We start from the raw sequence: 26,574 nt of genomic DNA, 5'->3' as shown, positions 1-26,574 counted from the left end.
CCGGAATGAATTCATGGATAGAAATCTGGATGAAAATAATAAAAAAAGCATGGACAGTAAATCTAATGGATTGCTGCTCGTGCTTTTTTGTCCACGGTATCTTTATGCCTTTTCAAGCAAATGTTCATCGATCAAAGCTTGTAATTCATGTGTTTCTCGATTAAAATCCGCTGACATCGAGAAAACAATGCTATCGATCAGAAATTTTCTTGGTTCCTTTGACCGGAGTTCTTCTTCAAGAAAAGTTAGCTTTTGGAGATGAACTTTATTTTTGCAATCAAGCTTTTTCAAACGAGAAATAACAGAATGAATTTTGGATCTCCAGTCGAGTGCCTCTCTATTAGAAACAGGGAGCCATACATCAAGAAGTTCGGGAGACAGCAACTGTTCCTGAGACAGTGTAACTTCCTCCATTAAGTTTAGGATTCGGTTGACACTATAACGAACAACAGGGAGCATACTTACCGAATTCCCGTAGGCTTTTCGATAAAATCGGACATATTGAATGAGCATAGCATTCAGCATAATGGCAGCATCCAGTAGGTACGGACTGCAATGATCATCCGTGATATTTGCAAGCCTGTCGGAAAACCATCGTAAAATTTTCATTTGACCTATTTCAATGAATTGCTTTAGTTCATTATCACCAGAAAAATATACTTCTTCAAAAAGGGGAATAATTTTATTTTCTCTGTTAGCTGTCATCTGTTGTTCAATTTGCTTCATGAAAACTTCAGGATCACCTGCATCCTGTCCAAGTAATAAGGCGTCTCGGGCCATTTCCATTTTCCTGAAGGCTGCCCTGAAGATTTCCATGAGCAGTTCATTTTTTGATATGAAATAATTATAAAAAGTTCCCTTTGATATTCCGCTGTAATCTAGGATATCTTGTATAGAGGTTGCGTGAAATCCTTTTTCGATGAAGAGCTCGTGTGCTTTTTCGATGACATTTCGTTTTCTGTCGTTCATTTCATCACCTAAACCTTTTTTGGAACGTTAGTATAAATAAATACTACCTGAAATCTTTACACTTTACAAACCTCTTTATAACAGTAGTTTAAAAGCATTGCAAAAATTAGACCTTTAGTATATGCTATTGTTTATGCAATCACATTGTTTACTTATTTGTGAACAATAAAGGGGGAAATTCACAATGGAAAAAAACGTTAAAGCACCCGAAAAACCACCTTACGGCATCATCGCGGTTTTGTTAGTCGGAGCTTTTATTGCTTTTCTAAATAATACATTGCTTAATATAGCCTTGCCCACCATCATGGCAGACTTGAAAGTAGAGGCAACCACAGTACAATGGCTGACAACGGGCTTCATGCTTGTCAGCGGAGTGATGATTCCACTTAGTGCTTATTTGATTCAAAAATACTCAGTAAGACGGTTATTCATAATTGCAATGGGATTATTCACAGCAGGCACTATTTTGGCTGGTGCTGCCCATGTTTTCCCACTATTATTGGCAGGAAGGATGATCCAGGCATCAGGTACTGCCATCATGATGCCATTATTGATGAATGTCATGCTCATCAGTTTCCCAATTGAAAAACGAGGAACGGCAATGGGGGTATTTGGCCTGGTGCTGATGTTCGCACCGGCAATCGGTCCGACACTCTCCGGTTGGATAATTGAGCATTATGACTGGAGAATGCTGTTCCATTTTGTCACACCAATTGCAGCAATTGTTTTATTGCTTGGCTCCATTTTGCTTAAAGATAAAAAAGAAAAAGTGAGTATGCGTCTTGATGTCATTTCACTTACCCTATCCAGCATCGGTTTTGGCGGGCTGTTGTATGGCTTTAGCTCTGCTGGCTCAAAGGGCTGGGATAGTCCAAATGTTTATGTTACGTTAACAATTGGTACTGTGTCATTGGTAACTTTTATCTTGCGTCAATTGAGACAGGAAAAACCGATGCTTAATTTCAGGATCTATCAATATCCAATGTTCGCCTTATCATCTGTTATTTCAATGATTGTCACCATGGCGATGTTCTCTGGCATGCTTTTGCTGCCAATTTACGTCCAGACAATCAGAGGGATTTCTCCGATAGATGCAGGGTTATTACTTTTGCCTGGTGCGATCGTAATGGCAGTCATGTCACCTGTAACTGGAAGATTATTTGATAAGTTTGGCGGACGGTTATTGGCCATTATCGGTCTGGCAATTACACTTATAACGAGTTATTATTTCAGCCAGTTATCATTGGAAACAACGTATACCCAGCTGGTCATCCTTTACACTATTCGGATGTTGGGTATGTCGATGGTCAATATGCCAGTCTCGACTAATGGTTTAAACCAATTACCAGTAAAATATTATCCTCATGGTACAGCTATGAATAACACGATGCAGCAGGTATCCGGGGCTATTGGCACAGCATTATTGGTGACTGTCATGTCCACTCGCGCTAAAAGCTACGGTACAGAGCTGGCAGCCGATGCGTTTAAACAGGCGGCAGCAGCAGGCAAAGCTGTTACCCCAGCTGCAAAAGCAGAAATGGAACAGCAGATTGCGATGCAGGCAATGCTGCATGGAATTAACGATGCCTTTTTTGTGACAGTCATTCTTACCGCCATTGCGTTGGTGCTCGCTTTCTTTATCAAACGCGCTACTCAAGCAGAAGACACCATTGGCAAAAAAGTTCCTGCCAAGAAACACTCTCAAAAATTGGCTAATAACTAAAAGGACCCCCTGGATTTCAGGGGGCCTTTTAGTGTAATTCTTGTTGACTAATAGGCTGCTTGTTCATTAAGCTGTATAAGGACCCATTTTTGCATGTGTTTGTTCAAAAATCAACCAATTCAAGGAGTAGACAGATGTACCAGACTTTTTCGACAAAAGAAAAAATAAAGCAAATTTTAGTCATGTTAATCCCGATATTGATCACCCAATTAGGAATGTTCTCCATGGTCTTTTTCAATACCATTATGTCAGGAAAATATAATTCTTCCGATCTTGCTGGGGTAGCGATTGGGTCTTCAATCTGGAATCCAGTCTTTACAGGTCTTAGTGGAATTCTTCTGGCTGTTTCCCCGATTGCCGCGCAGCGATTTGGAGAAAAGAAGGGAAAGGAAGTTTCCTCGATTCTCACCCATGGAATTTATTTGGCTCTGATTATTGCCGGACTCGTGATTATTTTAGGAATTTTTCTGCTAACTCCTATTCTGAATGCCATGAATCTGCCAGAAAGTGTGCAGCAAACGGCCTATCAATATTTGGTCGGCTTAAGCTATGGTATTATCCCATTATTCATCTTTAATGTTCTTAGGTCCTTCATCTACGCGCTTGGAAAAACTAGAGTAGTGATGTATATTTTGCTCATGTCACTTCCCATCAACTTTTTCTTTAATTATGTTTTCATATTTGGAAATTGGGGCTTTCCGGAACTTGGTGGGGCAGGTGCTGGTTATGCAACGTCCATTACTTTTTATCTAATTGCGGCAATGACAGCTGTCGTTATTATCAAGCAACAGCCATTTTCCGAGTTTGTTAGACTGGAATTTTTCAAGGAATTTTCATGGGAGAAAGTAAAGGAAATAGTAAAAATCGGTGTTCCGATGGGCTTGTCTATCTTTTTTGAAACGAGCATGTTTGCTGTTGTGACCATTCTAATCAGTAAATTCAATATTACCACGATTGCAGCCTATCAATCCGCGTTGAATATTGTCTCCTTCCTTTATATGATTCCTATGAGTATCTCGATGGCGTTAACCGTGTTGGTTGGGTTCGAAGTAGGCGCTCAACGTTATAAAGATGCCAAAATTTATAGTTGGCTTGGGATTTATTTGGCTGCGCTCATCGCGATTGGTGCAGGCTTACTTGTCGTTTTATTCCGATATAAGCTCGCAGGTTTTTACTCGAATGAACCTGCCGTCATTTTGCTAACCGGTCAATTTTTGATATATGCATTATTCTTCATGATCTCCGACGCCATTCAGGCTACTGCGTTAGCGGTTCTACGCGGATATAAGGATGTGAATATTTCCTTCGTAATCACGCTGATTGCATACTGGTTCATCTGTTTGCCAGTAGGTTATCTGCTCGCACAATATACCGGGCTTGAAGCATCTGGCTACTGGATTGGCCTTACCGCCGGATTGCTAGCAGCCGGGATCTCTTTATCACTAAGGTTACTATTCATTCAAAAAAGAAAATTCAATGTCCCTACAGCCAAAACAGTTTAAAGAGATTCTTTTTGAATCTCTTTTTTCGTTCCGTGAAACTTTTCAATCGATTCTTGAGTAGATTAGGAAAATAGGACCACAGAAAAAAGCAAGAGGGAGGAAGCCCCCTTGCATGCATCTACTGCTAATTCTTCAAAACATTGAAATATCTGGCTTCTGGATGTGAGAATACAATTGCCGTTACGGAAGCCTCGGGTTCCATCATGCAGCCTTCAGTTAACTGTATGCCGATATCCTCTGGCTGGAGGAGATTAAATAGCTTTTTTTGATCTTCCAGGTCTGGACAGGCAGGGTATCCAAAGGAAAAACGCTGACCCTGATATTTAGCCGAAAATCGATCCTTCATCGTCATTTCCGCTGTGTCCGGAAATCCCCAACGATCCCTTATTTGGCGATGGAGTAACTCCGCAAAGCCTTCTGCAGTTTCAAGTGCCAGGGCTTGAAGGGCATGACTTTCCAGGAATTCTCCTTTGCTTTTCAGCTTGTCTGCAGCTTGTCTGATTCCTGCTCCTGCGGTTACCGCAAACATCGCTATATAATCCTTAATTCCGTCTGAAACAGGGCGTACGTAATCTGCCAGACAAAGACCGGGCGAAACCTCCTGGCGTGGGAACTCAAAGGTTTCAATGATCTGGTCTTGTTGCTCAGGGTGGAAAATAAATAGTCTATTCCCCTCTGACTGGGCAGGGAAGAACTGGTAAACGGCAGCAGGATTGATCCATTTGTTTGCTATTGCTTCCCTTGTGAGGGATTGGACAACCTCATGCAGCTTGACTGCCTTTTCATTTGATTCAGCAAGCAATTTTTCTACTTTTCCTTTTAGGCCCAGATGATGGCCTAACAACATTTGCTGGTTGATATATGGCTCGATGTGAGAAAGGGTATACGTTTTTACGAGATGTCTATTCAAATCCTGCGGAATAAAGACAGGCGCCTTTGGAAGTGCTTTTGGACGTTCAAGCACAGCAGTGGCAGATTTCCGGCCAGGAATGATGATTTCTTGCTTGTTTAAGGCTGCTTCTTGCTTGTCCTTTTGTTCTTGCAAAAACTGTTCAAGCCCGTCCGGTTCCTGCAGTCGATTGGCTAGAGAAAGCCCGTTCATTGCATCTTTTGCATATAATACAAGTCCGTCATATTCCTGGGCGATTTTCGTATCAGTAAATTTCCTTGAAAGGGCCGCGCCTCCTACCATTATCGGAAGATCGATGCCTGCTTGCTTCATATCTTGTGCCGTCAGCACCATTTGCTGTGCGGATTTCACCAGTAGACCCGAAAGGCCGACGATGTCAGGTTTTTCTTTTTTAATTGCCTCTATAAGCGCAGTTGGTGCAACCTTGATTCCAAGATCGACGACATTGTAGCCATTGTTGCTGAGAATGATATCAACAAGGTTTTTGCCAATATCATGGACATCGCCTTTTACAGTAGCAAGAAGCACTTTCCCCTTAGCAGCGGTTGTATCGTTTTTTTCCATATGCGGCTCGAGGTGAGATACAGCTGCTTTCATGACTTCTGCGCTTTGGAGAACTTCCGCCACGATCAATTGATTATCATTAAAAAGTCTGCCAACTTCTTTCATTCCATCCATCAATGGACCGTTGATAATATCCAGTGGGGCAGGAAAGGTTTCCACTGCAATATCCAGGTCAGGGAGAAGGCCTTCTTTCGTTCCTTCAACCACATAGTAGGCCAGCCTTTCTTCTAGGGTCATATCAGGCAGGGTACTTTTTGTTTCCTTCTTTTTGTCTCGGTAAAAATCGGTAAAATCAGCTAGTGTTTGATCTTTAGTATCGAACAGTAAATCTTCCGCCATTTTTACTTCTTCAGGACTAATGGAAGCAAAACGCTCGAGCTTTTCCGTATTCACAATTGCATAGTCCAAGCCAGCCTGGGTGCAGTGATAAAGAAAAACAGAGTTCAATACTTCTCGGCCTACCGGAGGCAGACCAAAAGAAACATTGCTGATTCCTAGGATTGTTTGAGTTTCCGGAAGTTTTTCCTTAATCATCCTGATGCCTTCAACAGTCGCTTTTGCTGAACCGATATATTGTTCATCGCCGGTACCGACTGGGAAGACAAGCGGATCAAAAATCAAATCCTCCGCCGGTACCTTATATTTATTGACAAGCAGGTCGTAGGATCGTTGGGCAATCGCCAATTTTCGTTCAGCGGAAACACCCATCCCTTCTTCATCAATCGTGCCAACCACCACTGCGGCTCCGTATTTGTGGATCAGTCGAGCAACTGATTCAAAGCGCTCCTCGCCATCTTCTAAATTGATGGAGTTGATGATCGCCTTTCCCTGACAATAGCTTAGCGCTTTTTCAATGACTGCATCATCAGTCGAATCAATCACCAGTGGAACCTTTACTTTTTTGACAACTTCCTGAATGAACTGTTCCATATCTTGCAGTTCTTCTCTGTCGGGATCTGCAAGGCAAATATCGATAACATGGGCTCCATTTTTAACCTGAGCTCTTGCAATTTCTGCTGCTTCTTCTATCTTTCCTGCAGAAATCAATCTTTTAAATTTCCGCGAACCGATCACATTGGTCCGTTCCCCAACCATGATTGGTCTTAATGTTGGATCATCATAGATGAAGGGTTCGATTCCAGATACCATATGATGCCGATTTCCTTCTGTCTGCCTTGGCTCTTGTGCTCTCATTTTTTCCGAAATCGCTTTTATATGAGCCGGAGTGGTGCCGCAGCAGCCTCCGACAATATTCAGCCAGCCATGCGTGGCAAAATCGGATAGCTTCTGCGCAAGGGTATCAGGTGTTTCATGGTATTGACCTTCTTCATCGGGCAGTCCTGCATTTGGATAGCAGCTGACTGCGGACTGGGAGAGGAAGGACAGAGAGCGCAGATGCTCTTGCATGAATTCAGGCCCTGTTGCACAGTTCAGCCCGATGGCGATTGGATTCATATGCTGAACCGAAATATAGAATGCTTCAATTGATTGGCCGGCTAGTGTAGTGCCCATTGGTTCGATTGTCGCTGAAATCATGATGGGAAGTTCTTTGCCGCTTATTTCGAAAGCTCGTTTGATTCCACTATAGGCTGCTTTGACATTAAGCAGATCCTGACTCGTCTCAAGCAGCAGCAAATCCACCTTACCATCGATCAATCCGAGTGCCTGTTCTTCATATGTTTTCGACATTTCCTCGAAAGTGGATCCCCCGGTAACACTCAATGTTTTGGTTGTCGGGCCCATGGAACCAGCAACAAATCGAAGTTGGGAAGGAGTAGACGCTTCATCCGCAGCGGCCCTGGCGATCAGAGCTGCTTTCTTGTTAATTTCATACGCTTTATGCCCTAAGCCATATTCGTCAAGGACTAAACTGGTAGCACCGAATGTATTGGTTTCAATGATGTCTGCGCCGGCAGTTAAGTATTCACGATGTATTTGTTTAATCAATTCTGGTGCAGTAAGATTCAAGATCTCATTACAGCCTTCATATTCTTCCCCGCCGAAATCATCCGCGGAAAGATTAGCCTGTTGGAGCATTGTTCCCATGGCGCCATCCATGATCAGGATTTTTTGTTTCATCTGCTCAGTTAACAAGGTTGACATTTTGTTTCCTCCTCTGTAGATGGCTGCTGTATTCTTTAGCATAACGAGCTAATTCCACACTCATTTCATAATTCATAAAAGGGGTGATCAAATAGATGCCATTAAATAATTCAGCTGCTGCTTCGATCAAACCCTTCGTGATGGCAATGCCTTCTTTCTTGGATTGAAGCGGTTCGTTATTGAATTTCGCCATCGTTTCGAGTATTTCCTGTGAGATCTTAATTCCGGGAACTTCATTATGGAGAAATTCTGCATTCCTGCTGCTCGTAAGCGGCATCAACCCAATATAGATAGGTGTATCCAGATGCTTTGTAGCTTCCTGGACTGCTAATAGCATTTTTTCAGAGTAGACCGGTTGGGTTATGAAATAATCTGCACCAGCCCTGATTTTCTTTTCCATCCTCAGGACTGCTTTATCTATGGAGCGGACATTTGGATTAAAGGCTGCTCCGATCGAAAATGCTCCTTTTTGCCCAAGGTCTTTGCCAGAATAGGAGAGTCCTGAATTCAATTGTTTGATCATCTCAATTAATTCAAAGGAAGATACGTCAAAAACAGACGACGCTCCAGGAAAATCCCCGACTCGGGCAGGGTCTCCGGTAACTGCCAAGACATCATGAAGGCCAAGTGTGTGCAGACCCATTAAATGCGACTGCAGCCCGATTATGTTACGGTCCCGGCAAGTCAGGTGTACGAGCGGACGCATTCCAATTTTGTCTTTAACCAGATGGCCAACGGCTGAATTGGAAATTCTGGGTGAAGCAAGTGAATTATCCGCAAGTGTCAAAGCATCGATTCCTATTTCTTTTAACGCCTTCGCTCCTTCAAAAAAGCGTTTAGTATCGAGTTTCCGCGGAGAGTCTAGCTCGACAATCACCGAAGGTCGTTCTTTTACTAATTCATGCAGAGGAGCATCTGGCCGTTTGACATCTGCTGGTGCCGCCACAACCTTGACTTTTTTTGCCGCGACTAGCTTATTGCTAACTGGCTGCGACCCCTTTAGTTCATCAGCTAATGCTTTAATATGTTCTGGTGTAGTACCGCAACACCCACCGATCAGCCTGATTCCTTGTTCACGAAAGCTGCGGGCCGACTTTCTGAAATATTCCGGGTCGCCCTCATAATGGAATTTTCCATCTGTGTACGCTGGCAAACCAGCATTTGGATACACCGATAAGAATGCTCTTGTCGGAAGCTTGATCTGTTCGAGGCTCGAAATCATATGATGAGGCCCTAGTCTGCAATTAAGTCCGACGATATCAGCACCCAGATTTTCCAGCCTGTTAAAAACTTCCTGAAGAGGAGTCTGGTCCTGCATAATGCCGATTTCCTGGAGCGTTACATGAGCAATGATCGGCAAATCTGTTTCCTTTCTGGCAATTGCCAATACAGTCTCGATTTCCTCCATATCATAAAAGGTTTCGAGCAGCACTCCGTCCACTCCTTCAAGAAGCAGGCAATAGAGCTGTTCCCTGAAGCTACGCTTGATCTCTTCAATCGGGATGGCTGATGGCCTGATGCCGCGATTGCCGCCCATCGTTCCTAAAACATAAGCCTCGCTGCCTGCTGCCTGACGGGCAAGCCGGACAGCTGCGCTATTGATTTCCTTCACTTGATCCTCAAGTCCATATCTTTCTAGTTTTATATAATTGGCAGCATATGAATTCGTCTGAATTAGATCAGCTCCAGCATCCATATATGCTTTATGGATCTTTATGATCGCTTCAGGCTGGGAGAGATTCAACTCTTCAAAACAGGTTCCTGCTCCATAGGAATGGAGCAGGGTACCGATTGCACCATCCGCTATTAAAATTTCATTTTCCATTCGTTTCAGGAAACTCATTCTAATCCCTCCTTCTGTAAATCAGCCTTCTCCACCGCTTTTTTAAAAGCCGCTTGCAAATCATCTAGCAAATCTCGGTAATCTTCAATACCGACAGAGAATCGCAACAACCGCTCACAGACGCCGGTTTGTTCGCGAATTTCAGGTGGAATATCAGCGTGTGTCTGAGTAGCAGGGTAGGTAATAAAACTTTCAACACCTCCAAGACTCTCAGCAAAAGTGATTATAGACAAGCTTTTCAAAAATGGATCGACGATGGCGGGAGACTGGACACGGAACGAAATCATTCCGCCTCTTCCGGGATAAAAAACATCCTTTACAGACTCATGTTTTTTCAAGAAGTCAACCAGCTTCTTGGCATTCTGCTCATGTCGCTCCATCCTTAGTGACAATGTCTTCATGCCACGAAGGAGAAGCCAGGAATCGAAAGGACTTAAAACCGCCCCGCCCCCATTATGATGGAGGAAAAGGGACTCGCAAATTTCTTTCCCTCTTGCAACAATCAATCCTGCCAGCACATCATTATGTCCCCCGAGGTATTTCGTCGCACTGTGGATCACAATATCAGCGCCAAGAGTCAAAGGTTTTTGGAGAAGGGGAGTGTAGAAAGTATTATCAACGATCAACAAGATCCCGTACTCATTGGCGATCTGAGCAATGGACTCGATATCTGCCTGTTCCATTAACGGGTTTGTCGGTGTTTCCACAAACAGTGCCTTTGTATTGGGATTGATGGCTGCCTTGATTTCTAGTAAATTTGACATATCTGCATAGGTACTATGTAATCCCCACTTTTTAAATCCTTGCTCAAGAAGTCTGTATGTACCCCCATACAAATCTTTTGAGACAATCCATTCATCCCCAGACTTAAAAAGCGAGAGAACGGTCCAAATTGCCGCCATTCCTGAGCTGCAGGCAAATCCACGGTCTCCTTCTTCGAGGTCGGCAATTGCCTTTTCCAAAATTTCGCGAGTAGGATTGCCAGTACGAACATAATCATAACCACTGGACTGTCCAATCCCTTCATGACGATACGCTGTTGTCAAATAAATGGGAGGATTCACCGCACCGGTCGCAGATTCACTCCTATTGCCTAGCTGTGCTAACTTTGTATCGATTTTCACCAATGTACTCACTCCTCATGATTGATCGGCCAGAGACTATATTTGTTTTAAAATGCTGACTTGTAAAAAACAAAAAAGCCTTCTCAAGAAGAAGACTTTAAAATGATCAGCCAACTTCTTATCTGCCAAGTTTTTGAAAACTTGCTGGAATTAGCACCTTTTCAACAAAGTTGAAGGTTGCTGAAGCTTCATAGGGCCAGGACCCTCAGCTTCTCTCGATAAGATTCCATAAATGGAATTATTAAATTTCTCTAAATATTACAGCTGATATAGAAAATTGTCAATCATTAAATTAAAGTGGTGAACTAGTTTGTATTTGTTTCCTTCATTTGAGTGCGCATTAAATTTATGTGTTTGATATAATAATAGCATTCAACTTACGCAAGAATACGAGAGGCATTAAAAGAGTTTTAGTTTGGGAGGGGAAGACTATGAAATTTATCCATACAGGTGATTGGCATCTTGGGAAGCTTGTCCACGGCATCTATATGACAGAAGACCAGCGGGAGGTATTGAATCAATTTGTTGATCTTGTTGCTGAGGAACAGCCGGACGCAGTTGTGATTGCTGGAGATCTATATGACAGATCTGTACCGCCGACTGATGCGGTGGAGCTGCTCGATGAAATTCTGTTCAGAATCAATGTCGAGCTGAACACCCCCGTTATAGCGATAGCCGGGAACCACGATAGTGCCGAACGGCTGTCGTTCGGGAGCTCTTGGTACCGTCATAATCATTTTTACTTAACCGGCAAATGGACGAATGAGTTTAAACCTGTACATATCAAAGGGGTCAATTTCCATCTGGTTCCGTATGCTGAACCTGGCGTAATCCGGCATTTGCTCGGCGATGCTTCGATTCATTCCCATCAGGATGCAATGAAAGCTGTCATTGGCAAAATGGAAGAAAACCTGAATCCGAACGAACCGAATGTGTTTGTCGGACATGCCTTCGTTCTTGGAGGGGATTCCTGTGATTCTGAGCGGGCGCTTTCGGTGGGCGGTTCTGGCTGTGTGACACAGGATTTATTTGATCCATTTTCGTATACGGCACTAGGGCATCTTCACAGTCCTGATGCGATCAAACATGACAAGGTCAAATATTCTGGCTCTCTTTTAAAATATTCATTTTCAGAGGCAAAACAGCGCAAGTCAGTCTCCATTGTTAAAATGAATGAGAATGGAAGCTTCGAAATCAGCTATAGGAGCCTGAAACCGAAACAGGATATGCGTGAACTGGAAGGGCAACTTGAACAGCTTTTGGATCCTTCTTTTTATGAAAAAGAAAACACCACGGATTATTTAAAAGTAACGTTGTTGGATGATGGTGCGATCATTGACCCGATGGGCAAGCTGCGTCAAGTTTTTCCAAATGTCTTGCATCTTGAACGGAAAATCGAATCTATCGACCAAAAGCAAAGGCAGCACTTCAGCTCCATCAGAAAAGAAAAAAAGTCTGAACTGGAGCTTTTTGCACAGTTTTACAAGGAAATGACGACGAGCGAATTCACTGAGGAGAAACAGGGCATTATGACGGACGTGATTGGCCAAGTTTTAAAAGAGGAGGGGCAAAAATGAAACCTCTTAAACTGACGATGCAGGCTTTCGGGCCATATGCAGGTACAGAAACGATTGATTTTAAAGAGCTGGAAAACAGGACAATGTTTGTTATTTCCGGTAAAACGGGTGCAGGAAAGACAACGATATTCGATGGAATCAGTTATGCGATTTATGGAAAGGCAAGCGGAGAGGACAGGAATGGCACTGACCTGCGTAGCCAGTTTGCAGAAGAGGATACCCTGACTGAAATTTCCCTCGATTTTTCCTTGCGTCAAAAGACGTACCGAATCACCAGGTCTCCGCAACAGGAGCGGAAAAAGAAATCAGGCGAAGGAACAACCACCGTCGGAGCCAAGGCAGAGCTTTACCTGATTGACGAAAATGGTGACATCCAGCTGCTGGCTTCCAATGTTCGTGAAGCAGATGAAAAAATAAAGGAAATTATGATCATTGACAGCAATCAATTCCGACAAATTTTGATGATTCCGCAAGGTGAATTTCGGAAGCTGCTGACATCTGACAGCAAAGAAAAGGAAATCATCCTGCAAAGATTATTCCATACGGAAATTTATAAAAAAGTGGAAGAAAAATTAAAAGAAGAAGCAACACTTTTGAAAAAGATGGTCGAGGACCAGGTCGAAAAAAGGAGTGCTCAGCTGCGAAGCATTAAAGCGGTTGAAAACGATGAGCTCAAAGAACTGATCGCTGCAGGCAGCGTGAATGACACGCTTATTCTTCCGCTTTTAAAAAACGAAATCGACGCAATGGAGAGCAAGCTTCAGGAACTTGCGAAAGCCCGTGAAAACCTGCAACTAGACCGTGATCAAATGCAGCAGCGCTTGTTCGAGGCCGAAGCCACTTTGAAACAGATCCAATCGCTTGAGACATTGAAAGCTGCAAAGGAAAAGCTAGAATCCCAGCAAGCTTTGTTTGCCGAAAAAGAAACGCAGACGGTATTTGCTAAAAAAGCTGCCCTGCTCAATGCCCAGGAACAGCTGTGCCATAACTTGAAAGCAGATTTTGATTCCATGACGAACCAGGTGTCCCAGATTTCCCAGCGAATTGGACAGTTATCTAGGAAACGGGAAGAAGCGGAACGGGAGCACCAAAGACAAATGGACCGGGAACCTGAAAGGAAAGCCGCAGCAGAACAAGTGAACTTGCTTGAGAATATAAGAGGAGAAGTCCTAGCATTTGCCAGTATTGATTCCAAGGTAAAGAAAATGAAAGGATCCCTTGATTCCAAAAATCAAGACCGTGAAAATGGTGAACACGCCCTGAAAACAGCAGAAGATCGTCTTAAGGTTCTGCAAATTGAGAAGGAAGAGGCGGAAAAAGCTCAACTCACTTATCTTGAGAATGACCGGCAATTAGAAAAGCTCCTGCGCGAATTGGACAAGCTAACTAAATTTAAAAATCACCTACAAAAAACGCATTTGGCCAAAGCAAAATTTGAAACAACGAAAGGGCTGCTGAACCAAGTTGTTTCTCATCATCATGATGGGAAAGCTGCAGCAGAAGAGCTAGAACAAAGGTGGCTGCACTCCCAGGCTGCCGTTTTAGCCGGAAAATTGCAAGAAGGAAGTGCCTGTCCCGTCTGCGGCTCCGAACATCATCCAGCTCCAATACGGGCAGATGAAGGCTTTATCCCGACAGAAGAGGATTTAAAAGCAGCCAGGAAGCAAGTTTCCGTCCTTGAGAAAGAAAAGAGTGCTGTTGAGAAAACGGTTATTGAAGCTGAAACAACTTTGCGATCATTAAACACAAATGGCGAGGAATTAATGGCTGAAATCCTCGGTTTCCGTCCTGACTTTAAAATGGAACAGATTGCGGATGTCATCCTCATGACAGAGGGTGATATTGAAAAGCTGAAAAAAGAGCAGAATCAACTCGCAATAAAACAAAAATCGCTTGAAAAAATAAGGGCAGAAATAAAACGATATGATGAAGGCAAGGAAAAATTGCAGCTGCAATTGAAAGAGCTCGAAGACGAATACCAAAAACTGATTATCCAGTATACCGAAAACAAGACTACGCTAGCGAGAATGACAGAGAAAATTCCGGAACAACTTCGGTCACTGCAAGCATTCGAAGCAAAGTTGCAAACCGCAGAACAGCATCGAAAAGAGCTGGAACAGGAAATGGAGCTGGCGCGAAAGAATTTCCAGGACGCCAAGGAATTGCTAGGAACGGAGAAAGCCCGTCTTGAAGAAGCAGAAAGGCGTTTGAAGGAAATTGAAGCAAGGTTAGCCGCAGAACGGGAAGTGTTTAAAAATAACATGGTCGCTCAGGGATTCGAAAATTATCAGGCATATCACCAGTCTAAGACCCCCGAGCAGGCAATCCTGCGACTTGAAATGGAAGTAAGAGATTATCGGGAAGAAGTTCGCTCGGTCCGGGACCGGTTTACAGAACTCTCGGAAATGCTGAAGGATGTTAAAAAACCTGATCTGGAAACACTTCAAGCTAGTTTCTCAGAACTGAATCAAAAGATAAAAGAAGCGGATGAGACCTATCAGGATTTGAATCTCAAAAAACGTGATAATCAGTCTATTTTTAAACAGATTGTCTCATTAAACGAACAAATGAAGCAGCTGGAGGAAAAATACAAACTGGTCGGCCATCTATATGAAATTTCCAAAGGCCAGAACACATACAGAGTGACATTTGAACGCTTCGTCCTTGCTGCGTTCCTCGATGATATTCTGCGGGAGGCAAATGTCAGGCTGCAAAAGATGACAAGTGGCCGATACAGATTATTAAGAAAAACGGACCGATCAAAAGGCAATGTTCAAAGTGGCCTGGAACTTTTGGTGCTTGATGCTTATACAGGACAGGAACGGCATGTCAAAACCCTATCTGGCGGCGAAGGTTTCAAGGCAGCACTTTCATTGGCTCTTGGTCTTGCGGATGTGGTTCAGAATTACGCTGGCGGAGTATCACTGGAGACCATGTTTATTGATGAAGGTTTCGGAACGCTTGATCCAGAATCGCTCGATCAGGCAATTGAAGCCCTGATTGATATTCAGAGCAGCGGACGACTTGTTGGCATCATTTCTCACGTTCCAGAACTAAAAGAACGAATTGATGCAAGGCTGGAGGTTATCTCCACACAAACAGGCAGCAAAACTCAATTTGTGTTCATGAATTAATCGAGACAAGGAAGAGATTTTTAGATAGAGCCAAAATATAGTCACCAGGGAGATCGATCATGGAATTTGAAGTGGAATACCTTTCCTTCTACGTTGTTCAGGTAGAAGGAAAAGGCGATCAGGCAGATAAAAGATATAAACATTTCCAGACTCTGAACGAGGAAGAATATGAAAATAGTCCTTTAAAAGATTTCCTGGATGGTGAATTCGCAAAAATCGTCAAACGAAAGGTTGAACGCCATCCAAAAACAGATGAAGTTCCGACTAAGATTGGTTCCTTCATTGTTGAGGAAGGGCATGACCTGACCTCAAACCCAAACTATAATCTTTTTCACCGGGCGCGCTTTTCAGAATCAAAGGAGGATTTCCAGCAGGAGAGTGAGAAATTCGCCATTGCCTATGTGGATACGAGTGCTGTCCGCGGAGGAGCTTTCATTGTCGCCAAGGCAAAACTTCGTAAATATTTTGATGATGCTTTTGTGTTCATTCTGAAATGTGATTTCGAGCCGAAAGTTGCTTCCATTTCTGATGAAACTACCTTGATCCGTCAGGTGGAAATGGCCATTACAACGAAGAATATGAAGTCCATCCAGTATCCTTTTATGCCAGAAGAAGGCATGATCCAGGATAATGAATTGAAAATCAACCAGTCTTCTCATTCCCGTTATTTTGAGGATTTCCTGAAATATGTAGAATATGGACAGTCCATGCCCGAAATCGTCAAAACTCAAGTCATCGAAATGGTCCGCGGGCACATGGAGGAAACCTTCGAGCCGGAAAGTGAAGAGCGCGAACAGCTCGAAAACGCCATGGAAATCTGGGCTGCCAGCGAAAAAAGGGAACTGCAAGAACGATTTGAACCGGAACAAGTCATCGAGGCTGCCGCGCAGCTAATCGAGCATACACCTGAGCTCGAATTAAAGATGAAGCTTGATCACGTTTCGGTCAAAGGATTGCTTGCCGACTACGGTGACAGCATCCACCTGGCAAAACTAAATGGAAAATATGTCTTAATAATTGAAGCAGACGCAGTAACCTTTGAAAAAGGCTTTTCTCCAGTCGAATTTGCGAAACCTGACGAAATCGGCACTGTAGTGGAAAGAATCAGGCAAAAAGGCTAGCCACAAATAGATAAAATCCATCAGGCATCGATGTTTCGATGCTCTTCTTTATATTGTCAACATATAGGCTTGCTGATTAATTAGAAATGAATAGATCCAGTCTCGTTTTTCGTTGTGGACACATCCATACACATCTTACTGGGATTCCAAACACTCCCGTTCATTAAAAATCAATGAAAATAAGAAGTTTTAAAAAAATTGCTGATACAATTAGTTTTTATACTAACAATAACAAATACCTTTATACTTTATTGCTAGGGGGGCAATGTTGCATGAAAACCCATATTTTAGTCGTAGAAGATGAAATCCAAATTGCTCGTGTTTTGAAGATGGAGCTTGAATATGAAGGATATCAGGTGACGGTAGAGCATAACGGGAAGGCTGGGCTGGAAGCAGCCTTACATAAAGACATAGACTTAATTTTATTAGATGTGATGCTGCCTATATTAAGTGGCATCGAGGTGTTAAGACGGATACGAAAAGAAAACGAGAAGATTCCTGTTATTCTCCTTACCGCCCGTAATACCACGTTTGATAAAGTAGGTGGGTTGGATCAGGGTGCTAATGACTATATAACAAAACCATTTGAAATTGAAGAATTATTAGCAAGAATTCGTTCCTGTCTCCGCCATAATTCTATAAAAGACTCGATGCTGTCTATAGAAGATCTAGTTATTAATACCGATACAAGAGAGGTTGTAAGAAATGGCCTATCCATCCTCTTAACGCCGAAGGAATACGACCTATTGGTCTATCTAATTGTAAATAAAAATAAAGTGGTTACACGTGAAAGTATCCTTGTAAACGTATGGGGATATGACTATGAGGGAGAAACGAATGTGATTGATGTGTTCATTCGTCATTTACGAAAAAAGATTGATGATGGTTTTGCTTCTCCTTTGATCACCACTGTTAGAGGCATCGGGTATTCAATACGGGGAGAACTCAGATGAGGATTACATTAAAGATTAGTCTGTTAACCACCGCTTGGATGCTCCTTACCTTAATAATAATCAATATTATCGTGTTTATTTTATTTATGAAAACGACTGTTGATATGGAAAAAGATACCACGATTCAAAAAGCAGATGACATTGTAAAGTATTTTCAGGCCGAGACTGACTATACTCCTGAACAAATCAATAGTAAATTAAAAGCGCTTTTAACAGAACACTCGTATATTCGCATCTTACAGGCCGACAACCAAGTCCTATATGAAGTAACAAATGAAAAGCCGCTTGCTGAAAAAATAAAAGGAAAATATGTGGATACACAGGAGTCTGAAAGACGGGGAATATCATTAGCAAAAAAGGAAAAGCAGGTGTTAATCGTTCGTGTTCCGTTGAAAGAGGGACTTAATGTAAAAGGAAGTCTGGAGATTGGTAAGGAACTAATTGGCTTAGAATCAAGGAAAGATATACTATTATGGATTCTAGGGGTTAGCTCCCTTTTAGCGGTTATTTTATCATTACTAAGTGGAAGATGGCTAGCAAATATTATCATGCGGCCGATTACTAATATGATTCAGACGATGGAAGATATTGAACGAAGCGGTATTCCTAAGAAAATTATTATTCATAGCGAAACGAGGGATGAACTTCAAACATTAGCCAATACATTTAACTTGATGATTGATAGACTAGAGGAAAACTTTGAAAAGCAGTCTCAATTTGTTTCGGATGCATCCCATGAATTGAAGACTCCTTTAACCGTTATTAAAAGTTATGCCAACTTGCTGAGAAGACATGGATTGAAAGATCAGGAAATGGCCGATGAAGCTATACAAGCCATTCACACAGAGGCAACAAGAATTCAAAAAATGACGGAAACCTTTTTAGATGTAGCTTCTTTAGAGAAAGAAGTTGAGTTGGAAATGAATTTAGTCAATTTGGTTTCATTGTGCCAATCCATTCTTAAACAACTAAAACATGTTTATAAAAGAGATATTATCTTGCATTTTGAGGAATCGCCAATACTTATTCTAGCGGACGAATTAAAGATTAAGCAGGTTATTATTATTTTACTTGATAATGCCATTAAATATAGCAATAAAAACATTGATGTTTTTTTAAAAAAAATGGAGGGAAATGCTATTGTATGTGTGGAAGATCATGGTATTGGTATTCCCCAAGAAGAAATTGAGAATATTTTCGAACGATTTTACCGTGTGGATAAAGCAAGAAGCAGGGAAACAGGCGGATCAGGTTTAGGGCTTCATATTGCGAATAGGATTGTGAAATTACACAAAGGGGAAATTACCTTAAAAAGTAAAGAAGGAGAGGGAACTAAGGTAATACTGCATTTACCTGCCGGATTGGAATTATTGTAATAAAAAAATCTCATTCTATTCTTCTTGACCTTGAACTAATTTGGAGGCATGTATGTCCTATTTAATCACTTTATTTGAACAACACAGTTATTTGACATTATTTATTGGGATTTTTCTTGAGCTTCTAGCTTTTCCAATATCAGGGGAACTATTGATGAGCTATGCGGGCTACTTTGTTTATCAAGGGAAAATGAATTATGTTTTTGCACTGCTGACTTCATTTATATCGGCAGGTGCAGGAATTACAGTTACCTATTGGATTGGCAAGGTTGGAGGCTATAGGCTTATTGAGAAATACGGAAAATATATACATCTAGGTCCCGAAAGATATAAAAAAACAGCCGCTTGGTTTGAACGGTCAGGGAGTAAATTGTTGATCTTTGCTTATTTCGTCCCAGGGGTTAGGCACTTTACTGGCTACGTATCAGGAATTTCCGGAATGCCGTTTCGGAAATTTATTTTCCCAGCATATATTGGTGCTATTTTATGGGGAAGCAGTTTTATTACATTAGGAAAAGTATTGGGGCCGAACTGGAAAATATTCCACGAAGCAGCAAGTAAATATTTAGTTGGTTTTCTTATTGCTTTGGCTGGATTGATAGTGGGTTATCTCGTTTATCGGTTTTATAAAAATCAAATTAAAAACTTTTTCATTCATTGGTTAACATGGGTAACTAATTATTTTAGGACAATTAGGGCTACGGAAATATTTCTTGTATTTCTTTTCTTAGCGCTCATTGGTTTAGTGGTCCTGATGTTTGGGTTAACACAGGATTATCTGGCCAATGACTTTGCTGAGTTTAACGAAATAACAGAATATGTCATTCAAACTGCTATTTACATGAACTGGATGAACGGGTTATTAACATTTCAACAGCCATTTGCATTTGGAAGTGTAATTGCTGTAACCCTCATAGGTATCTGGGTAAAACAGAGAAACCGATTACTCGAATATCTTCTACTGGTGGTAACAATATTTGGAGGTATTCCTTTTCGTTCCATCATCATGGACCTATTTTCTTTCCTTCAAACACTAGGTTTCATGGGGGAATTTCATTCGGCGAATTTTCCTGATTTGAAAGCAACTTTGGTGATGATCATTTATGGAACTTGTATATTTTTACTCGTTCGGCATTCAAAAAAGAATTATTGGACTATTGTTATTCCTGTAATCGGATTATTTTTATTAGTAGGTCTAGCGATTGCAAATATTGCATCGACTCATTTGCTTCCTAGTGACATTGTAGGTGGGTATGTATATGGTGGAGTTTGGATCTTCTTTAACTTCTTGTTGTTTGAAATGTTTCGACTAATGCTTGAAAAGGATGAATTTAGAAAGGATAAAAATTAAATCTACGTATAAGGGAAGAAACCGTGATATTGGTCAAAATAATGCCGCCTAATATGTTTTATAAGGCGGCATTTTATTTTTTAGAATATTTAGACTAATAGTTGAATATTTCAAAATAAACGATATAATAAAGTTAAAAATACATACCGACCGGTTAGTAGATGAATAAACGATGGGGAAAAACGGTATATTTTTTGTGCAGACTAGTAGGAATGCGAGGACAACAAAGTGAAAGAAAAAATAATCGAGTACAGCATTCAATTATTTGAAAAAAAAGGCTTCAGTGAGACATCCATCCAGGATATCGTTAATTCTATAGGTGTGACAAAAGGGTCTTTTTATTATTATTTTTCCAGCAAAGAAGAGCTTCTCATGGATATCCACCTGAGATATATCGACGAATTGCTCGGCCGACAAGAACAGATATTGGCTGATCCATCGACAAGCAAACAAAAATTGTTCGAGACTGTCTATATGCTGATCAGCAGCATTAAAACAAAAGGGACATCAGCAAGAATCTTTTTTAGAGAGATGCGGCACTTAAGCGATGCCAGACTGGCACAGATTATCGACAAACGGGATGAATTTAGGCTGAACGTGGAACGGTTAATCCGGGAAGGAATCGAAATTGGGGAATTCCGTAAGGATTTAAACCCGGTCATTGTTACGTTTGGAATACTCGGTGCAGCTAATTGGAGTTATCAGTGGTTTAATCCAGATGGCAAGGTTTCTGACAGGGAAGTAGCGGAGATATTTGTCGAAATGATCTTAAAGGGAATTGAAATCAACTAAAGAATAAAATAGGAAGAGGATTAAAAACTTTAACATACTAACCAGTCGGTAGGGAGAAAGTGAGGATAAATAGATGCAGAACATTCAAATCCAGGTCCGTTTTGGCGAAACGGATGCCTTAGGACATATCAACAATACAAGTTATTTTGTCTATCTTGAAGAGGCAAGAATCCGCTTTTTTGAATCATTAGGCTATAGCATGAAATTGGATGAGTGGAAATTCATACTAGCGTCAACCAAATGCGATTTTGTCAGCCAGGGATACTTTGACCAGCTTTTGACTGTGAAAACATATGTGTCAAGAATCGGGTCAAAAAGCTTCCATCTTGAGCATGACATCGTCTGCTCGCAAACGAATGAGCTAATCGCCAAGGGAAATGCCATCATTGTGTATTACGATTTTAAAAATCAAAAGAGTGAAGTGTTGCCTGAATTGCTCAAAGAAGCATTAAAAAATAATTTTTTACTTGCTTGAAAAATGAATGATTTGTATTTGATTCTAATCAGGAGGTGCCTGGTTTGAGGTTCTCAGAAACGGTAGCGCTTATTACAGGAGCCGGAAGCGGAATACAGGATCAGATGTCCTTGTCGATGGCGGATGGTTAATCAAATAGTTAATTCGAAAGGGTGAGCGATATGACAGAAGTTAAAACAAGTGACCATTTAATTGTAAACAGAAGCGGAGCCGTTCTTTCATTGACGCTTAACAGGCCTGAGAGCCTGAATGCTTTTAGCCCGGAAATGATTCTCGGAGTGACAGATGAAATCCAGAAGGCCCAGGAGGACCTCAATGTCAAAGTAATCATACTGTCTGGCTCCGGCCGCTCCTTCAGTGCCGGAGGAGATGTGAAAACGATGGGACAGGCAAATGCCGTTGGCGTTTATGACCATATCGGCAAATTGAATGAATGCATCCTCACCATTAAGGATACAGAGAAGCCAATCATTGCTGCAGTACATGGTTTTGCTGCTGGCGCTGGCTTCAACCTGGCATTGGCATGTGATTTGATCATAGCGGCGAACGACAGTAAATTCGCCCTGAGTTTTTCCCAGGTAGGCCTAGTATCTGATGGGGGCGGTTCCTATTTTGTCCCGCGGCTGGTTGGACCTCACCTGGCAAAACAATTTATGTTCACCGCAGAACCTATTCCAGCAGAACGCTTGTACCAGCTGGGAGTCATCAACTACCTTGTGCCATTGGAAAACCTTCAAGAGGAAACGATAAAACTAGCCAGTAAATTAGCCAATGGGCCAACACGGACGTATGGCATGATCAAAAAGCTGATTGACCATTCAATGGCCGCAACTTTAGAGGAAATCCTTGAGCAGGAGCGTATTACCCAGACGATGATGGTTTCAACAGAGGACCATCAAGAAGGTATTGCAGCTTTTAACTTACAAATGCGTGGTCTAACTCCACCGTCTTTAGACGGTATCAGCTTTTAGCCTTATCCTTGCGTGTCCATACTAAGTGATGAGGTGAGAGTATGGACGGATACAGGAAAAATAGTCATGCGGTATTTGATATAAAATATCACGTGATTTGGGTAACAAAATATAGATACAAGGTGTTGCGTGGCCCAATAGCGGTAAGAACGCGGGAACTAATAAGGCAGGGCTGTGAAGCAAGAGGCATAACAATCTTGCAAGGTAGTGTAGGAAAAGATCACATTCATCTGTTACTATCATGTCCACCAAGTCTAGCTCCGAGTAAAATATTGCAATATCTGAAAGGGAGATCATCGAGGTTATTGCAAGACGAGTTCCCAGAACTAAAAAAGAAGTACTGGGGTCAACATTTATGGGCCAGAGGCTATTTTTGTGCAACAGTTGGTACAGTGACGGAAGAAATAATAAGAAACTATATTGCAAACCAGTTCAATGAAGAAAAGAACGACATATTCAAGATTGAAGAATGAGTTCAGTCTCATTTGGAGTATGCTTCAGCTTAGGGGCTTTAAGAAGGACTTCAGCCTTGAATAACGACTTTAGTCGTCGACATTTATGTCAAAATCCACCTGCTTTAGCAGGTGGTCGTTTAAGGAAAAAAGGAAACCTGAATTTACAGGCAACTAATGAGGATCATGATGAAAGCAATTTCTTCAGTCCCGGCAAACGAAAGGAAAGCTGATTTTAAAACCTTAAAAAGACCTGCGGTAACAGTATGGCAAAGATTAATACGGTTACCGGTCCAATTAATGCAGAGCAATTGGGAAAGACTTTGATTCATGAACACTTTATTTTTGGCTATCCAGGTTTCCAGGGCGATGTGACGCTAGGTGCTTTCAATGAGGAAGCAGCTTTGGAAGAGGCAATCAACATTGTCAGGCATATGCAGAGCTTCGGTGTCCAGACTGTCGTGGATCCGACACCAAATGAATGTGGCAGAAACCCGGAATTTTTAAAGAAAATATCTGAGGCGACAGGACTTCAGATCATCTGTGCAACAGGCTATTATTATGAAGGCGAAGGAGCAACCCCCTATTTCAAATTCAGGCAGGCTTTAGGTACAGCTGAAGAAGAAATTTATGAAATGTTCAAGAAGGAGCTGACCGAAGGCATTGCAGGTACAGGAATCAAGCCTGGAGTCATCAAATTGGCTTCAAGCAAAGACGAAATCACAGAATACGAAAAAATGTTCTTCCGTGCGGGTGCGCGCATCCAGCAGGAAACAGGAGCTGTGATCTTGACCCATACACAGGAAGGTACAATGGGTCCCGAACAGGTTCGGCTATTGATCGAAAATGGAGCGGATCCAGCAAAAATCATCATTGGCCATATGTGTGGGAATACAGACCCAGAATATCACAAACAAGTGCTTGACCAGGGCGTCAGGATCGGCTTTGACCGCTTTGGGATCCAGGGGATGGTGGGAGCACCATTCGATCAGCAGCGGGTACAGACTCTTCTTGCTTTGCTTACTGCAGGGTATGAGGACCAGATCTTACTTGCCCATGATACTGTGAATATCTGGCTCGGCCGTCCTCCTGTTATGCCTGAACAGGTAGCAAAAATCATGGAAAACTGGCAGCCAGGCCATATTTTCACCGATATCCTTCCGCAGCTAAGGGAAAACGGAGTGTCCGAGACTCAAATCGATAAGATGCTTGGCGGTAATGCAATTGGGTTATTCACGGGATCTTCCGTAAATTTAAATTTCCTAGAATACTAACCCTTGATTCTATAAGAAAGGGGCGATGACCTATGCAAAATTCACACATATTAAAAAAGGAATCAAGGATAGGCTCCCCAGCATGGCCTATCGAGTCAGTATCGGAAGAATTCATGAATGAATTAGCAGACACCTACTAACTATGTAAAAAGGAGATGCGCTTTCATACCGAAGCGCATCTCCTTTATTTATCATTATAAAATCATTTCAGATTGTACGTAGTGATAAAGCAGCTTAGTTGTATTTTCAATAGAATCTTTATGCGTTCTTTCAAATGCGTGTGATGAATCGATTCCAGGACCAATCAGACCGTGGATGATATCATGTCCTGAACGGATTGCGGCTGAAGCGTCCGATCCATAAAAAGGATAGATATCGAGTTTGTAGCCGATTCCATTGTCGATGGCCAGTTGTGTCAGCCTTTTACGAAGTTCATAATGATATGGGCCGCTCGCATCCTTCACACAAATGGAAACCGTATATTCATCGGTAGATTGGCCATCGCCCATCGCACCCATATCCACCGCCAGGTACTCAACAGTTTCCGGTGTGATATTCGAATTTCCTCCATAACCGATTTCTTCATTATTAGAAATGAGGAAATGTGTTGTATACGGCAGTTCCATGTTTTCACTTTTGATTTGTTTGATTAGCTGAAGGAGGATTGCTACGCTTGCTTTATCGTCCAGGTGACGTGATTTAATATACCCGGATGGCGTAAGCTGTACACGCGGATCAAACGAGACAAAATCTCCAACCTCGATGCCAAGTGCTCTCACATCATCAGCACTTTGGACTTTTTCATCGACACGTACTTCCATGTTATCCTGGTTGCGCTCTGCTTTTCCGGCATTCTTATAGACATGTACGGAAGTCTGGTGCATCAAAATCGTTCCTGAGTACTTTTTTCCGCTGGAAGTTTCAATCTCACAATACTCACCCTCGATGGAGTTATACTTAAAGCCGCCGATCAAATCAAGCTTTAGTCGTCCACTTGGTTTAATTTCTTTTACGATGGCGCCAAGAGTATCGACGTGGGCAGTCAGCATTCTGTGGTTTTGCCGATCTTTCCCCTGCAAGGTGGCAATCAACCCACCCTTGCGATTTCTTTTCGTTTCTACCTGCAATTCCTTTAAATAATTTTCTACATATGTAATCACATCGTTTGTATTACCTGAAGGACTCGGAATACTGACCAGTTCCTTCAACAGGTTCACTGTCTCGTCCGTAATTGGATATGCCATATTATAACTCCTCCCTATAATGAAGATTCTCGCATTATTCTTATTATAAACTTTTTTCCTGAAGCGAAATACCATTTAACTTTAAATACTGTAATCCTTAAACCAGTCCGCTCATATTTTGATTATGGATGTAGTTTTGGGAGGCGATAAAATGCACGGGTATTGGTTTAAATATTCCTTGCAGGAATGGTGCAGGGAGATGGAAGAGAAATGGGACTCCGTAAAAGCTCAGCTTAGAGAATCTGGAGATCAAGACTCGTTAATGCAATGGGAAGAAAACTTATTCACACTGAAAAATAAAGCAGAAAGTAACCCGGATGCGGAAGAGTTGTATGCACAAGCAAGAAAATTATTTGACGAGCTTACAAATTTTGAAAATAGCCCTGAAGATGGACGCCTGCAACCACAGAGGCTACAGCCGGTGCCAATAGGAGGCCACAAATTGCCGCCATTGCCATATGCTTATAATGCGCTCGAGCCTGTGATCGATAGAGAAATCATGAGACTTCATCATTTAAAGCATCACCAAGGCTATGTAGATGGCTTGAACAAAGCAGAAAAAGAAATGCAGAAAGCCAGGCAAACCGGTGATTTCTCTTTGATCAAACACTGGGAAAGGGAAGCAGCTTTCCACGGATCAGGCCATTATCTCCACACGATTTTTTGGAACATTATGATCCCGAATGGAGGGGGAACTCCAAAAGGGCAGCTAAGCAAGGCCATCAACGATACATTCGGCAGCTTCGAGAATTTTAAAAAACATTTTACCGAAGCCGCTAAAAATGTCGAAGCTGTAGGCTGGGTCATCCTTGTCTGGTCTCCTCGTTCCCATCGCCTCGAGATCCTCCAGGCTGAAAAGCATCAAAACCTGACACAGTGGGATGTTGTTCCACTCCTCGTTTTGGACGTTTGGGAACATGCCTATTATCTTCAATATAAAAACGAACGGGCTAAATATGTTGAAAACTGGTGGAATGTTGTCAACTGGAAGGAAGTAGAGCAGCGGTTCAACAAAGCCAGGGCATTAGCTTGGCAGCCATTTTAGAGGAGTGACTTAGTGTCACTTCTTTTTTTGTATAAAAGCTTCCTTTTGGCAAAAACTAAACATATGTTCGG

Annotated in this window: 19 protein-coding genes and 1 riboswitch; of the genes, 14 read left to right on the top strand and 5 right to left on the bottom strand. The window is 42.0% G+C overall.

Features of this window, described 5'->3' with window-relative positions; all coding sequences use genetic code 11:
* Positions 1-102: 102 nt before the first annotated feature.
* Positions 103-969 (bottom strand): TetR/AcrR family transcriptional regulator, encoded by an 867-nt coding sequence (locus tag J2S25_RS06980; protein WP_044391111.1) that lies wholly within the window; start codon positions 967-969, stop codon positions 103-105.
* 184 nt (positions 970-1,153) lie between these two features.
* Here J2S25_RS06980 and J2S25_RS06975 point away from each other — a divergent pair, with 184 nt between their 5' ends.
* Together J2S25_RS06975 and J2S25_RS06970 are read left to right on the top strand one after the other, a co-directional pair.
* Entirely contained in the window at positions 1,154-2,692 is a 1,539-nt protein-coding gene (locus J2S25_RS06975) for a DHA2 family efflux MFS transporter permease subunit (RefSeq protein WP_044391112.1), read from the top strand.
* 134 nt (positions 2,693-2,826) lie between these two features.
* Positions 2,827-4,194, top strand: coding sequence for an MATE family efflux transporter (locus J2S25_RS06970; RefSeq protein WP_044391113.1), 1,368 nt, complete (start codon positions 2,827-2,829; stop codon positions 4,192-4,194).
* Between the two features lie 124 nt (positions 4,195-4,318).
* Here the strand turns inward: J2S25_RS06970 and metH are convergent, their stop codons facing one another.
* The 3 genes from metH to J2S25_RS06955 are packed head-to-tail and all read right to left on the bottom strand — an operon-like array spanning position 4,319 to position 10,741.
* A complete protein-coding gene (gene metH, locus J2S25_RS06965; RefSeq protein ID WP_044391114.1) occupies positions 4,319-7,771 on the bottom strand; it encodes a methionine synthase in 3,453 nt (1,150 codons plus the stop codon).
* Entirely contained in the window at positions 7,752-9,614 is a 1,863-nt protein-coding gene (locus tag J2S25_RS06960; protein ID WP_044391115.1) for a bifunctional homocysteine S-methyltransferase/methylenetetrahydrofolate reductase, read from the bottom strand. The genes metH and J2S25_RS06960 overlap by 20 nt, the downstream gene beginning before the upstream one ends.
* Positions 9,611-10,741, bottom strand: a complete 1,131-nt coding sequence (locus J2S25_RS06955; protein ID WP_044391116.1) for a methionine biosynthesis PLP-dependent protein — start codon at positions 10,739-10,741, stop codon at positions 9,611-9,613. Before J2S25_RS06955 ends, J2S25_RS06960 begins: the two co-directional genes overlap by 4 nt.
* Before the next feature lie 112 nt (positions 10,742-10,853).
* Positions 10,854-10,963, bottom strand: a riboswitch (SAM riboswitch).
* A gap of 206 nt (positions 10,964-11,169) precedes the next feature.
* On the opposite strand from J2S25_RS06955, the gene J2S25_RS06950 reads away from it, so the two are divergent.
* From J2S25_RS06950 to J2S25_RS06900, 11 genes are all read left to right on the top strand, one after another.
* On the top strand, positions 11,170-12,315 hold the full coding sequence (locus tag J2S25_RS06950) for an exonuclease SbcCD subunit D (RefSeq protein ID WP_044391117.1): 1,146 nt from the start codon (positions 11,170-11,172) through the stop codon (positions 12,313-12,315).
* On the top strand, positions 12,312-15,449 hold the full coding sequence (locus tag J2S25_RS06945; RefSeq protein WP_044391118.1) for an AAA family ATPase: 3,138 nt from the start codon (positions 12,312-12,314) through the stop codon (positions 15,447-15,449). The genes J2S25_RS06950 and J2S25_RS06945 overlap by 4 nt, the downstream gene beginning before the upstream one ends.
* 59 nt (positions 15,450-15,508) lie before the next feature.
* Entirely contained in the window at positions 15,509-16,570 is a 1,062-nt protein-coding gene (locus J2S25_RS06940; RefSeq protein WP_044391120.1) for a DUF3900 domain-containing protein, read from the top strand.
* Between the two features lie 272 nt (positions 16,571-16,842).
* Positions 16,843-17,523 carry a response regulator transcription factor gene (locus J2S25_RS06935; RefSeq protein WP_044391122.1) on the top strand — a complete coding sequence of 227 codons (681 nt, stop codon included), beginning with the start codon at positions 16,843-16,845 and terminating at the stop codon, positions 17,521-17,523.
* Positions 17,520-18,899, top strand: a complete 1,380-nt coding sequence (locus tag J2S25_RS06930) for a sensor histidine kinase (protein ID WP_044391124.1) — start codon at positions 17,520-17,522, stop codon at positions 18,897-18,899. The genes J2S25_RS06935 and J2S25_RS06930 overlap by 4 nt, the downstream gene beginning before the upstream one ends.
* A 52-nt stretch (positions 18,900-18,951) precedes the next feature.
* Positions 18,952-20,250, top strand: a complete 1,299-nt coding sequence (locus J2S25_RS06925) for a VTT domain-containing protein (RefSeq protein WP_044391126.1) — start codon at positions 18,952-18,954, stop codon at positions 20,248-20,250.
* Positions 20,251-20,478: 228 nt separating this feature from the next.
* Positions 20,479-21,042, top strand: a complete 564-nt coding sequence (locus J2S25_RS06920) for a TetR/AcrR family transcriptional regulator (protein WP_044391128.1) — start codon at positions 20,479-20,481, stop codon at positions 21,040-21,042.
* 73 nt (positions 21,043-21,115) lie between these two features.
* Positions 21,116-21,517: an acyl-CoA thioesterase gene (locus tag J2S25_RS06915; RefSeq protein WP_044391130.1), complete on the top strand. Its 402-nt coding sequence runs from the start codon at positions 21,116-21,118 to the stop codon at positions 21,515-21,517.
* A 161-nt stretch (positions 21,518-21,678) separates the two neighbouring features.
* Entirely contained in the window at positions 21,679-22,488 is an 810-nt protein-coding gene (locus J2S25_RS06910) for an enoyl-CoA hydratase/isomerase family protein (RefSeq protein WP_044391131.1), read from the top strand.
* Positions 22,489-22,529: 41 nt separating this feature from the next.
* Positions 22,530-22,961 (top strand): IS200/IS605 family transposase, encoded by a 432-nt coding sequence (tnpA, locus tag J2S25_RS06905; protein ID WP_044391133.1) that lies wholly within the window; start codon positions 22,530-22,532, stop codon positions 22,959-22,961.
* 245 nt (positions 22,962-23,206) lie between these two features.
* Positions 23,207-24,214, top strand: a complete 1,008-nt coding sequence (locus J2S25_RS06900; RefSeq protein WP_044391135.1) for a phosphotriesterase family protein — start codon at positions 23,207-23,209, stop codon at positions 24,212-24,214.
* Between the two features lie 194 nt (positions 24,215-24,408).
* Here J2S25_RS06900 and J2S25_RS06895 read toward each other — a convergent pair whose 3' ends face one another.
* Positions 24,409-25,458, bottom strand: coding sequence for a M42 family metallopeptidase (locus tag J2S25_RS06895; protein ID WP_044391137.1), 1,050 nt, complete (start codon positions 25,456-25,458; stop codon positions 24,409-24,411).
* A gap of 151 nt (positions 25,459-25,609) precedes the next feature.
* Between J2S25_RS06895 and J2S25_RS06890 the strand changes: the two genes are divergently transcribed.
* Complete coding sequence (locus J2S25_RS06890; protein WP_044391140.1) at positions 25,610-26,503, top strand: superoxide dismutase; 894 nt, start codon at positions 25,610-25,612, stop codon at positions 26,501-26,503.
* The last annotated feature ends 71 nt before the right edge of the window (positions 26,504-26,574 follow it).

This window comes from Mesobacillus stamsii (assembly GCF_030814065.1).
In the GTDB taxonomy this organism is placed as follows: Bacteria; Bacillota; Bacilli; order Bacillales; family Cytobacillaceae; genus Mesobacillus; species Mesobacillus stamsii.
This window is presented reverse-complemented; position numbering and strand designations above follow the sequence as displayed.

Coding starts and splice junctions, on each gene's coding strand:
- J2S25_RS06945 (WP_044391118.1), top strand. CDS start 12,312: ATGAAACCTCTTAAACTGACGATGCAGGCTTTCGGGCCATATGCAGGT.
- J2S25_RS06960 (WP_044391115.1), bottom strand. CDS start 9,614: ATGAGTTTCCTGAAACGAATGGAAAATGAAATTTTAATAGCGGATGGT.
- J2S25_RS06910 (WP_044391131.1), top strand. CDS start 21,679: ATGACAGAAGTTAAAACAAGTGACCATTTAATTGTAAACAGAAGCGGA.
- J2S25_RS06970 (WP_044391113.1), top strand. CDS start 2,827: ATGTACCAGACTTTTTCGACAAAAGAAAAAATAAAGCAAATTTTAGTC.
- J2S25_RS06935 (WP_044391122.1), top strand. CDS start 16,843: ATGAAAACCCATATTTTAGTCGTAGAAGATGAAATCCAAATTGCTCGT.
- J2S25_RS06895 (WP_044391137.1), bottom strand. CDS start 25,458: ATGGCATATCCAATTACGGACGAGACAGTGAACCTGTTGAAGGAACTG.
- J2S25_RS06950 (WP_044391117.1), top strand. CDS start 11,170: ATGAAATTTATCCATACAGGTGATTGGCATCTTGGGAAGCTTGTCCAC.
- tnpA (WP_044391133.1), top strand. CDS start 22,530: ATGGACGGATACAGGAAAAATAGTCATGCGGTATTTGATATAAAATAT.
- J2S25_RS06900 (WP_044391135.1), top strand. CDS start 23,207: ATGGCAAAGATTAATACGGTTACCGGTCCAATTAATGCAGAGCAATTG.
- J2S25_RS06980 (WP_044391111.1), bottom strand. CDS start 969: ATGAACGACAGAAAACGAAATGTCATCGAAAAAGCACACGAGCTCTTC.
- J2S25_RS06890 (WP_044391140.1), top strand. CDS start 25,610: ATGCACGGGTATTGGTTTAAATATTCCTTGCAGGAATGGTGCAGGGAG.
- J2S25_RS06925 (WP_044391126.1), top strand. CDS start 18,952: ATGTCCTATTTAATCACTTTATTTGAACAACACAGTTATTTGACATTA.
- J2S25_RS06975 (WP_044391112.1), top strand. CDS start 1,154: ATGGAAAAAAACGTTAAAGCACCCGAAAAACCACCTTACGGCATCATC.
- J2S25_RS06940 (WP_044391120.1), top strand. CDS start 15,509: ATGGAATTTGAAGTGGAATACCTTTCCTTCTACGTTGTTCAGGTAGAA.
- J2S25_RS06930 (WP_044391124.1), top strand. CDS start 17,520: ATGAGGATTACATTAAAGATTAGTCTGTTAACCACCGCTTGGATGCTC.
- metH (WP_044391114.1), bottom strand. CDS start 7,771: ATGTCAACCTTGTTAACTGAGCAGATGAAACAAAAAATCCTGATCATG.
- J2S25_RS06915 (WP_044391130.1), top strand. CDS start 21,116: ATGCAGAACATTCAAATCCAGGTCCGTTTTGGCGAAACGGATGCCTTA.